The sequence below is a fragment of the Streptomyces boluensis genome, assembly GCF_009908195.1.
Classification (GTDB): domain Bacteria; phylum Actinomycetota; class Actinomycetes; order Streptomycetales; family Streptomycetaceae; genus Streptomyces; species Streptomyces boluensis.
The window spans coordinates 1-9,018 of sequence record NZ_JAAAHS010000321.1 but is presented as its reverse complement, the minus strand read 5'-3'; the positions used below and the strand labels follow the sequence as shown (position 1 = coordinate 9,018).

Sequence of the window (9,018 nt, the reverse complement as noted above, 5' to 3'; positions counted from 1 at the left end):
CCCACCCCCGCATCACTTTCCGGGAACCTCCCTACGACGCCCAGGAGTTCACCCCCGTGCGTACCCTCCGCACCCGCCGCGCCACCGCCGCGGCCCTCGCCGCCGCTCTGCTCGGCACCCTCCCCGCCTGCGCCACGACCGACGCTCCGGCAGGCAAGGCCACCCCGCCCGCCGCCGGCAGCGCCGCCGACGACGGTGCCCGGCCCGGTGCACCCATCGCGCTCGACGGCGCGGTCAACGTCCGGGACCTCGGCGGTTACCGCACCGACAAGGGCCGACACATACGCCCCGGCCAGGCGTTCCGGGCCGACTCGCTCGGCAAAGCCACCAAGGCCGACGTCAAGAAGCTCTCCGCCCTAAACCTGGGCACCGTCGTGGACTTCCGCACGCCCCTGGAGGTGAAGCGCGACGGAGCCGATCGCCTCCCCGCAGGGCTGAAGGTCACATCCCGCGCCGTGAACGACCTCGGCCTGTACGCCAAGACGATGGAGGCCATCGGCTCCAAGGACCCGGTGAAGCAGGAGGACATGCTCGGCGGCGGCAAGGCCGAGCAGCTCATGCGGGACATCTACCGCTCCTTCGCCACCGACCCGGACTCCCGTCGGCAGTTCGCCGCGACGCTGCGCGACCTCGCCAAGGACCGCAGGACGCCGCTGGTGTTCCACTGCACCTCGGGCAAGGACCGTACGGGCTGGGTGAGTTACCTGCTCCTTCGTGCCGTCGGCGTCCCCGCCCGCACCGCCGAGAAGGACTACCTGCTGTCCAACGACTTCCGCGCGAAGGCCGACCGCGAGACCCGCGAGGGCCTCGAGAAGTCCGGCTACATGAAGAACCCCGACCTGCTCGTCCCGCTCCAGGACGTCCGCGCGGACTATCTCGACGCGGCGCTCGACCAGGTGCGGCGGGACTACGGCGGCCTCGACGGCTACCTCACCGAGGGCCTGGGCCTGGACCGGTCGAATCTGGCCGGGCTCCGCGCCCGGCTGGTGCGGTGACATGAGCGGCGTTCAGGTGCTCGACCTGGTCGTCCTCGCCCACGACGACGTCGAGCCGTGGCTGCGGCGCTGGCGTGCGGAGTATCTGCCGGGCGCCCGCGACCGTGGCATGGACGTGGCGGGCTCGTGGCGGAGCTGGACGGGCCCGGACACCGTGGCCGTCCGCATCCTGTGGTCGCTGCGCGACAGCGGCGCGTTCTACGCCGCGCGCTCGGCCGCCAAACGCGATCCCCGGGTCACCGAATTCTGGGCGCACACCGACGAGTTGGCGCACGAACGCGACCGCCAGGTGCTGCAGCCCATGGAGGCGGAGGCCGTGACCACAGAACAACCGGCCACGGAACAACCGGACACGGAAGGAGCGCCCGCATGACCCGCTGGGTGGCCCTGCTCCCGCCCGAGCAGACGGATCCGTACGACGCGGCCGGCGCGCTGCCCGGCGTGTCCGGCTGCTCGGCGGCGCCGGATCTGCCGGGCAGCTTCGGTGGTCGGGGCGCGACCTGGGACCTCACCGCCGAGCGCCCGCCGAGCGCCGTAGCGGCCGAACTCGGCCTGCCGGAACCGGTGGACGAGGTGGCGCTCACCCCCGTACGCGGCCGCAGCGTCCCGTCGTCCGGACCTCGGGTGAAGCGGACCCTGTTGTTCGCGGTCCGGCCAGAAGCGAGCGACGCCCTCGTGGCCCGTCTGGAGTCCGACCTGCTCGCCATGCCCGCGCACATCACGTCGATCCGGTCGTGGGCTCTGAGCCGGGTCGACCAGGAGCGCACGCCGGGGCGTTGGACGCACGTATGGGAGCAGGAGTTCGCGGACGTCGAGGGCCTCACCGGGGAATACCTCGACCATCCCTTCCACTGGACCTGCGTGGACCGGTGGTTCGACAGCGAGGTGCCGGGGGCCGGGATCGTGCGGCCGCTGGTGGCCCACCTGTACCGCTGGAGCGGCCGGCCGGTGCTGCTCGACGCCTGAGCCGGACGGTCAACTGGCCCCGGACCAAAGGAGGTTCGGGGCCAGACGACTCAAGGTACGTCCGAGTTACTCGAAGACTCAGAGCCGCTCGATGATCGTGACGTTGGCCTGGCCGCCGCCCTCGCACATGGTCTGCAGGCCGAAGCGGCCGCCGGTGCGCTCCAGTTCGTGCAGCAGGGTCGTCATCAGCTTGGTGCCGGTGGCGCCCAGGGGGTGGCCGAGGGCGATGGCGCCGCCGTTGACGTTGACCTTCTCCGGGTCGGCGCCGGTCTCCTTCAGCCAGGCCAGGACCACCGACGCGAACGCCTCGTTGATCTCGACCAGGTCGATCTCGTCGAGCGACATCCCGGCCTTCTTCAGCGCGTACGCCGTGGCCGGGATCGGGGCGGACAGCATCCGGATCGGGTCCTCACCGCGCACCGAGAGGTGGTGGACGCGGGCGCGCGGGGTGAGGCCGTGCTCGCGTACGGCGCGCTCGCTGGCGAGGAGCATCGCCGAGGCGCCGTCGGAGACCTGCGAGGAGACCGCGGCGGTCAACCGGCCGCCCTCGACGAGGGGTTGGAGCCCGGCCATCTTCTCCAGCGTGGTGTCGCGGCGCGGCCCCTCGTCGTGGGTCACGTCCCCGTAGGCGACGGTCTCGCGGTCGAAGCGGCCCTCGTCGATGGCGCGGATCGCGCGCTGGTGCGAGCGGAGCGCGAACTCCTCCATGTCGCGGCGGGAGATGTCCCACTTGCCGGCGATCAGCTCGGCGCCGTGGAACTGGTTGACGGGCTGGTCGCCGTAGCGGGCCCGCCAGCCCTCACCCGCGTACGGGCTTGCCTCGGGCAGTCCGAGCGGGTCGACGGCCTGGCGGCTGGCGAAGGCGATCGGTATCTGCGACATGTTCTGCACGCCTCCGGCGACCACCAGATCGCTGGTGCCGGACAGCACCGCCTGGGCGGCGAAGTGCACGGCCTGCTGCGACGATCCGCACTGCCGGTCCACGGTCACACCGGGCACCTCCTCCGGCAGACCGGCGGCCAGCCAGGCGGTACGGGCGATGTCGCCGGCCTGCGGGCCGACCGTGTCCAGGCAGCCGAAGACGACGTCCTCCACGGCCGCCGGGTCGGCGCCGGAGCGCTCCATCAGGGCCTTCAGGACATGCGCCCCCAGGTCCGCCGGGTGGACGGCGGACAGTCCGCCCTTCCGCCTGCCGACCGGCGTACGGACCGCTTCGACGATGTAGGCCTCGGCCATGACCACTCCCTTGTCTGTGTGTTGTGCGTACTCGAACGTGCTGGCTGTGCTGGCGGTACGGGCGGTACGGGCTGTCACGTACGCAGGGCCACGCCCTCCAGGACCATCGACAGGTACTGGCGGGCGATCTCCTCGGGGCTGTGCTGTCCGCCCGGCCGGTACCAGGACGCGGCGACCCACACGGTGTCGCGCACGAAGCGGTACGTGAGCCGGATGTCCAGGTCGGCGCGGAACACCTCGGCGGCGACACCGCGCTCCAGGGTGCCGAGCCACGCCTTCTCGAACTTCTGCTGTGAGCCGGCCAGATAGCCGAAGCGCGCGTGCCGGGCGAGGTGCTTGGACTCCCGCTGGTAGATGGCGACCGCGGCGCGCTGACCGTCGATCTCGCGGAAGGACTCGGTGACGAGCGCCTCGATGGTCTCCCTCGGCCCGAGCCCGGCGGCGAGCACCGCGTCGTAGCGGGCCCAGAGTTCGTCGAGGAAGGTCGAGAGGATCTCGTCGAGCATCGACTCCTTGGAGTCGAAGTGGTAGTAGAGGCTGCCCGCGAGCATGCCCGCGGCGTCGGCGATCTTGCGGACGGTGGTGGCGTCGTAGCCCTGCGCCGCGAACACCTCGGCCGCCGTGGCGAGGAGTTCCTCCCGCCGCTCGGGCGACGCGCTCATCGCGGGCTCACGGGTGCTGGCTGCTGACGGAGAGCACCTCGCCGGTCAGGTACGAGGAGTAGCCGCTGGCCAGGAAGACGATGACGTTGGCGATCTCCCACGGCTCGGCGTACCGGCCGAACGCCTCGCGGGAGGTGAGTTCGTCGAGGAGTTCGGGGGTGGTGACCTTCACGAGGTGCGGGTGCATGGCCAGGCTCGGCGACACCGCGTTGACGCGTACGCCGTACTCGGCCGCCTCCAGGGCGGCGCAGCGGGTGAGGGCCATGACGCCGGCCTTGGCGGCGGCGTAGTGCGACTGGCCCTTCTGGGCGCGCCAGCCGACCACCGAGGCGTTGTTGACGACGACGCCGCCCTGTCCGGCGGTCCGCATCCGGCGCAGCGCGGCGCGGGTGCAGCGCATGGTGCCGTTGAGCGTGACGTCGATGACCTTGTCCCACTGCTCGTCGCTCATGTCGACGAGGTCCGAAGTGCCGCCGAGGCCCGCGTTGTTGACCACGATGTCGAGCCGTCCGTGGCGTTCCTCGGCGAGGTCGAACAGGGCGCCGACCTGGGTCTCGTCGGTGACGTCGCAGGGCAGGGCGGCGACCCGGCCGGCGCCGAACTCCGCGGCGAGCGCCGCCTCCGACTCCTTGAGCCGGCGGGCGTGCGCATCGGAGATGACGACGCTCGCGCCCTCTTCGAGGAGCCGTCGGGCGGTCGCCCCGCCGATGCCCGCGCCCGCGGCTGCGGTGACGACGGCGGTGCGCCCGGCGAGCAGGTTGTGGCCGGGTACGTACGGGGGTGGGGTCGAGGTCATGGGCGTACCTCCTTGGGGAGTCCGAGCACGCGCTCGGCGATGATGTTGCGCTGGATCTCGTTGGACCCGGCGTAGATGGTGTCGGAGCGGGAGAACAGGAACAGCCGCTGCCAGTCGGTGAGGTCGTAGGGTCCGCCCGCCGCGAGCATCCCGTCGGCTCCGCAGACGTCCATGGCGAGTTCGCCCAGGTCGCGGTGCCAGGTCGCCCAGAAGATCTTGCCGATGGACGCCTCGGGTCCGGGCGCGCCCGCGGCGACGCCGTCGAGCATGCGCAGGGCGTTGGCCCGGATGATCTCCAGGCCGGTCCAGGCGCGGGCGATACGGTCGCGGATCAGCGGGTCGTCCGCCGCGCCGTTCTGCTTGGCCAGGTCGATGACGGCCTCCAACTCGCGCTGGAATCCGACCTGTTGGCCGAGGGTGGACACGCCGCGCTCGAAGCCGAGCGTGGCCATGGCGACCTTCCAGCCGTCGCCGGGGGCGCCGACGATGTGCGAGGCCGGGGTGCGCGCCTCGTCGAAGAACACCTCGTTGAACTCGGAGGTGCCGGTGAGCTGGGTGATCGGCCGGACCTCGACGCCGGGCTGGTCGAGCGGCACCAGCAGGTACGAGAGGCCCTGGTGGCGGGTCGAGCCCGGTTCGGTGCGGGCGACGACGAAGCACCAGTCGGACTCGTGGGCGAGCGAGGTCCAGGTCTTCTGCCCGTTGATCACCCAGTCCCCGCCCTGGAGTTGGGCCCGGGTGCGGACGCCCGCGAGGTCCGATCCGGCGTCCGGCTCGCTGTAGCCCTGGCACCACAGTTCGTCGACGGCCACGATGCGCGGCAGGAACCGCTCGCGCTGCTCGGGGGTGCCGAAGGCGATGAGGGTGGGGCCGAGGAGCTGCTCGCCGATGTGGTTGACGCGCGCGGGCGCGTCCGCGAGGGCGTACTCCTCGTGGAAGGCGACCTGCTGTTCCAGGGTGGCGCCGCGGCCGCCGTACTTCTCGGGCCAGCCGACGCAGGTCCACCCCGCGGCGGCCAAGTGCCGTTCCCAGGCGAGGCGTTCGGCGAAGGCCTCGTGCTCCCGACCGGGTCCGCCGCGGCCGCGCAGGGCGGCGAACTCACCGGTGAGGTTGGCCCGCAGCCAGCTGCGGATCTCGGTGCGGAACTCATCGACGCTGTTCATGGGCGGCTCCGGCGGATTCTGAGCGACTCGACTTCTCGACGGCCAACGGCTCGTACGCTAACCTACCAAACACTTGTTAGGGAAGGAGGGCGGATGTCCGCTGCTCGCACTGAGCCCAGAGATCCGGTCCGCTACGAACGCCACGGCCCCGTCGCCGTGATCACCATGGACCGCCCCGACCACCGCAACGCCCAGAACTCCGCGATGACTTACGCCCTGGACCGCGCCTTCTACCGCGCGGCCGAGGACGGCGAGGTCAAGGTCGTCGTACTCGCCGGAGCGGGGAAGCACTTCTCGGCCGGCCATGACATCGGCAGCCCTGAGCGGGATGCCCATCTGCCGTTCGAGCGCAAGGCCGGACTGTGGTGGGACCACTCGGACAAGCAGGGCGCCGAGAGCCGCTTCGCCCGTGAGTCCGAGGTCTATCTCGGTATGTGCCGCCGCTGGCGCGAACTGCCCAAGCCCGTCATCGCATCCGTGCAGGGCGCGTGTGTGGCCGGCGGTCTGATGCTCGCCTGGATCTGCGACCTGATCGTCGCCTCCGACGACGCCTTCTTCGCCGACCCGGTGGTCCGTATGGGCATCCCGGGCGTGGAGTACTTCGCCCACCCGTGGGTGATGCCGCCGCGCATCGCGAAGGAGTTCCTCTACACCGGGGACCGGATGAGCGCACAGCGCGCCTACGAGGTGGGCATGGTCAACCGGGTCGTGCCGCGCGCCGAACTCACCGAAAGCACCCGGGAGTTGGCGCTCCGGATAGCCGACATGCCGCGGATGGGGCTCGCGCTGACCAAGCGCGCGGTCAACCAGGCCGAGGACCTCCAGGGCCTGCACACCGGGGTGGACTCCGTCTTCGGCCTGCACCACCTGGCGCACGCCCACAACGCGGAGACCGCCGCCGACCCGCTCGGCGGCATGGACATCCACGCCATGAAGGAGGCCTCCGCCTGATGGACCTCGACTTCACCGCGGCCGAGGACGCCTTCCGCACCGAGGCCCGCGACTGGCTCGCCGCGCACGTACCCAGCGCCCCGCTACCCTCCCTGGAGACCGCCGAGGGCTTCGCCGCGCACCGGGAGTGGGAGCGCACCCTGCACGCCGACCGCTGGTCGGTGGTGTCCTGGCCAAAGGAGTACGGCGGCCGGGGCGCCTCCATCCTCCAATGGCTGATCTTCGAGGAGGAGTACTACGCGGCCGGTGCGCCCGGCCGGGTCAGCCAGAACGGCATCAACCTGCTCGCCCCCACCCTCTTCGAGCACGCCGACGACGAGCAGCGCGCCCGCGTCCTGCCGTCGATGGCGAGCGGCGAAGTGATCTGGGCGCAGGCCTGGTCCGAGCCGGAGGCGGGCTCCGACCTCGCCTCGCTGCGCTCCACCGCGGTACGCACCGAAGGGGGCTGGCTGCTCAGCGGCCAGAAGACCTGGTCGTCCCGGGCGGCCTTCGCGGACCGCGCGTTCGGCCTGTTCCGCAGCGACCCGGACGCGGACCGGCCGCACCGGGGCCTGACGTATCTGATGTTCCCGCTCGACGCCGAGGGCGTGACCGTGCGCCCCATCGGCCGCCTCGACGGCAAGCCCGCCTTCGCGGAGCTCTTTCTCGACCGGGTCTTCGTGCCGGACCGGGACGTGATCGGGGAGCCGGGCCAGGGCTGGCGGGTCGCGATGAGCACCGCGGGCAACGAGCGCGGCCTCACGCTGCGCAGTCCGGGACGGTTCACCTCGGCCGCGGAGCGGCTGACCGAACTGTGGCGGTCGGGGCCCGCCGCAGACGACACGGCTGACACGACTGACACGGCGCTGCGCGACCGGGTCACGGACGCGGTGATCGGCGCCCGCGCGTACCAGCTGTTCACGTACGCCAACGCCTCACGGATCGCCGCGGGCGGCTCGATCGGCGCGGAGTCCAGCCTCAACAAGGTGTACTGGTCCGACCTCGACATCGCCCTGCACGAGACGGCACTCGACCTGCTCGGCCCGTACGGCGAGCTCTCCGACGAGGCCGACGAGGCGCCCGCGCACGGGAGTTGGGCCGAGGGGTACACGTTCTCCCTCGCCGGGCCCATCTATGCCGGGACCAATGAGATCCAGCGCGACATCATCGCCGAGCGGCTGCTCGGTCTGCCGAAGGGACGTCGGTGATGCGGTTCCTCCTCGACGACGAGCACCGGGACTTCGCGCGCTCGCTCGACAAGATGCTCACCGCGGCCGGGCCCGCGAAGGTCGCACGGGCCTGGGCGGCCGGCGACACCGCACCCGGACGCGCGGTGTGGGCCAAGCTGGCCGAGGCGGGCGTCCTCGCCCTCGCCGTACCGGAGAAGCACGGCGGGCTCGGGCCGCTGCCGGTCGAACTGGCGGTCGCCTTCGAGCAGTTGGGGCGGCACGCGGTGCCGGGTCCGCTGGTGGAGACCGTGGCCGCGGCCGCGCTGCTCGACCACCTTGGCGACGCCACACTTGCCGCCGACCTGCTCCCCGGCATCGCCGCCGGGACGACCATCGCCTCCCTCCGCGCCCCGGACAGCCCGTACGCCCTGGACGCCGACGCCGCCGACACGGTGCTCGTCACGGAGGGCGATACGGAGGGCGATACGGGAGGCGATACGGAGGGTGCCACGCTGCTCCTCGCGGCGGGGGCCGGTCCCGTACAGCCGTCGTCCGATCCGGCACGGCGACTGGCCCGGCCGCTCGGCGGGACAGTGCTCGCACAGGGCCCCGAGGTGACGGCCGCCGCCGGACACGCCGCGGAGGTCGCGGCCTTCGCCGTGGCGGCGCAGGCACTCGGGGTGGGCCGCACGCTGCTCCTGGAAACCGTGGAATACGTGGGTGGGCGCACCCAGTTCGGCGTCGCCATCGGCACGTTCCAGGCGGTGAAGCACCGGCTCGCGGACACGTTGATCGCCCTGGAGTTCGCCCAGCCGCTCGTGCACGCCGCGGCCCTGGCCCTGGCGTCCGGGGACCCCGACGCCGGGCGCGCGGTCGCCGCGGCCAAGGTCGCCGCCTGCGAGGCGACGTACACCGCCGCGCGCACGGCCCTGCAACTCCACGGCGCCGTCGGCTACACGGACGAGCTCGACCTGTCCCTGTGGATCCGCAAGGCCCGTGCGCTGCGCACCGCTTGGGGCACTCCGTCGGCCTGCCGCACCCGCGTGCTCGCCCCCTGAGCCACGCTCCCTGAGGCTCGTCCCCTGAGCCCCGCCTCCGGAA

Annotated in this window: 10 protein-coding genes; 6 read left to right on the top strand and 4 right to left on the bottom strand. The window is 72.1% G+C overall.

Annotated features, from left to right (window positions below; all coding sequences use genetic code 11):
- The 3 genes from GUY60_RS29205 to GUY60_RS29195 all read left to right on the top strand — a co-directional run.
- Positions 1–995 (top strand): tyrosine-protein phosphatase (locus GUY60_RS29205; protein ID WP_312866471.1); only part of this gene is annotated, 995 nt, incomplete at its 5' end.
- Position 996: 1 nt separating this feature from the next.
- Positions 997–1,368 (top strand): NIPSNAP family protein, encoded by a 372-nt coding sequence (locus GUY60_RS29200; protein ID WP_161703164.1) that lies wholly within the window; start codon positions 997–999, stop codon positions 1,366–1,368.
- Positions 1,365–1,961: a Dabb family protein gene (locus GUY60_RS29195; protein ID WP_161703162.1), complete on the top strand. Its 597-nt coding sequence runs from the start codon at positions 1,365–1,367 to the stop codon at positions 1,959–1,961. The genes GUY60_RS29200 and GUY60_RS29195 overlap by 4 nt, the downstream gene beginning before the upstream one ends.
- A gap of 78 nt (positions 1,962–2,039) precedes the next feature.
- On the opposite strand, the gene GUY60_RS29190 is transcribed toward GUY60_RS29195, so the two are convergent.
- The 4 genes from GUY60_RS29190 to GUY60_RS29175 form a co-directional block, all read right to left on the bottom strand.
- Positions 2,040–3,197 carry an acetyl-CoA C-acetyltransferase gene (locus GUY60_RS29190; protein ID WP_161703160.1) on the bottom strand — a complete coding sequence of 386 codons (1,158 nt, stop codon included), beginning with the start codon at positions 3,195–3,197 and terminating at the stop codon, positions 2,040–2,042.
- 74 nt (positions 3,198–3,271) lie between these two features.
- Complete coding sequence (locus GUY60_RS29185) at positions 3,272–3,859, bottom strand: TetR/AcrR family transcriptional regulator (RefSeq protein WP_161703158.1); 588 nt, start codon at positions 3,857–3,859, stop codon at positions 3,272–3,274.
- Positions 3,860–3,866: 7 nt separating this feature from the next.
- Complete coding sequence (locus GUY60_RS29180; RefSeq protein ID WP_161703156.1) at positions 3,867–4,655, bottom strand: SDR family oxidoreductase; 789 nt, start codon at positions 4,653–4,655, stop codon at positions 3,867–3,869.
- Positions 4,652–5,818 (bottom strand): acyl-CoA dehydrogenase family protein, encoded by a 1,167-nt coding sequence (locus tag GUY60_RS29175; protein WP_161703154.1) that lies wholly within the window; start codon positions 5,816–5,818, stop codon positions 4,652–4,654. The genes GUY60_RS29180 and GUY60_RS29175 overlap by 4 nt, the downstream gene beginning before the upstream one ends.
- Positions 5,819–5,911: 93 nt before the next feature.
- Here GUY60_RS29175 and GUY60_RS29170 point away from each other — a divergent pair, with 93 nt between their 5' ends.
- Genes GUY60_RS29170 through GUY60_RS29160 form a run of 3 tightly spaced genes read left to right on the top strand, consistent with a single transcriptional unit; the run spans position 5,912 to position 8,975 of the window.
- Complete coding sequence (locus GUY60_RS29170) at positions 5,912–6,769, top strand: enoyl-CoA hydratase (RefSeq protein ID WP_161703152.1); 858 nt, start codon at positions 5,912–5,914, stop codon at positions 6,767–6,769.
- Positions 6,769–7,956 (top strand): acyl-CoA dehydrogenase family protein, encoded by a 1,188-nt coding sequence (locus GUY60_RS29165; RefSeq protein ID WP_161703150.1) that lies wholly within the window; start codon positions 6,769–6,771, stop codon positions 7,954–7,956. Before GUY60_RS29170 ends, GUY60_RS29165 begins: the two co-directional genes overlap by 1 nt.
- On the top strand, positions 7,956–8,975 hold the full coding sequence (locus GUY60_RS29160) for an acyl-CoA dehydrogenase family protein (protein ID WP_161703148.1): 1,020 nt from the start codon (positions 7,956–7,958) through the stop codon (positions 8,973–8,975). The genes GUY60_RS29165 and GUY60_RS29160 overlap by 1 nt, the downstream gene beginning before the upstream one ends.
- The last annotated feature ends 43 nt before the right edge of the window (positions 8,976–9,018 follow it).

Excerpts from the sequence above, each read along its gene's own strand:
- GUY60_RS29195 (WP_161703162.1), top strand. The coding sequence starts at position 1,365 with ATGACCCGCTGGGTGGCCCTGCTCCCGCCCGAGCAGACGGATCCGTAC.
- GUY60_RS29160 (WP_161703148.1), top strand. The coding sequence starts at position 7,956 with ATGCGGTTCCTCCTCGACGACGAGCACCGGGACTTCGCGCGCTCGCTC.
- GUY60_RS29190 (WP_161703160.1), bottom strand. The coding sequence starts at position 3,197 with ATGGCCGAGGCCTACATCGTCGAAGCGGTCCGTACGCCGGTCGGCAGG.
- GUY60_RS29185 (WP_161703158.1), bottom strand. The coding sequence starts at position 3,859 with ATGAGCGCGTCGCCCGAGCGGCGGGAGGAACTCCTCGCCACGGCGGCC.
- GUY60_RS29165 (WP_161703150.1), top strand. The coding sequence starts at position 6,769 with ATGGACCTCGACTTCACCGCGGCCGAGGACGCCTTCCGCACCGAGGCC.
- GUY60_RS29170 (WP_161703152.1), top strand. The coding sequence starts at position 5,912 with ATGTCCGCTGCTCGCACTGAGCCCAGAGATCCGGTCCGCTACGAACGC.
- GUY60_RS29175 (WP_161703154.1), bottom strand. The coding sequence starts at position 5,818 with ATGAACAGCGTCGATGAGTTCCGCACCGAGATCCGCAGCTGGCTGCGG.
- GUY60_RS29180 (WP_161703156.1), bottom strand. The coding sequence starts at position 4,655 with ATGACCTCGACCCCACCCCCGTACGTACCCGGCCACAACCTGCTCGCC.
- GUY60_RS29200 (WP_161703164.1), top strand. The coding sequence starts at position 997 with ATGAGCGGCGTTCAGGTGCTCGACCTGGTCGTCCTCGCCCACGACGAC.